Source organism: Citrobacter sp. S55_ASV_140, assembly GCF_018919505.1.
In the GTDB taxonomy this organism is placed as follows: Bacteria; Pseudomonadota; Gammaproteobacteria; order Enterobacterales; family Enterobacteriaceae; genus Citrobacter; species Citrobacter werkmanii.
Window position 1 is genome coordinate 1 of the sequence record NZ_JAHLQZ010000440.1, and the last position, 467, is coordinate 467.

Sequence of the window (467 nt, forward strand, 5' to 3'; positions counted from 1 at the left end):
GTCCTGACCTCTACTAAATATAAATGAGCAGATACAGTATCAAAATGAAAAATAACTTTATCTTCGAACGCAGTAAGCAAATACTCACCCCATTGAGCTGATATTGGATATTCATTATAGGGTTCAAGTAATGGGACAGGACGCAAAAAGTTACGCGTAAGATTGTTTGGATCCGGTTCAGAACTAAAGATCTTGTCCCAGGCTTTCTTAACCCAGTTGCACCAATCAGCAATGCTGCCACCTTTTTGTGGTGACCAGACTTTACCTCTGCGTTGCGAGCATCCCCAGATTACACGGTTTCCGGATTCATAACCTAATGCAGCAATATTGCTTAAGCTTGATTGAGACGCTTCAATTAGTGATAGCCCCTCAGTGACATTTGGGCCAAAATATTGAGTAAAGCTGATTGCCCCAATTTGAGATGCGCCTAAATTTCTTGCCAAAGGATATTCAATACCATTAAATAC

1 pseudogene is annotated in these 467 nt (G+C 40.7%); it reads right to left on the bottom strand.

What is annotated here, in order from left to right:
- Positions 1-467 (bottom strand): annotated as a pseudogene (locus KQJ18_RS24415) (type III restriction endonuclease subunit R); the annotation flags it as partial.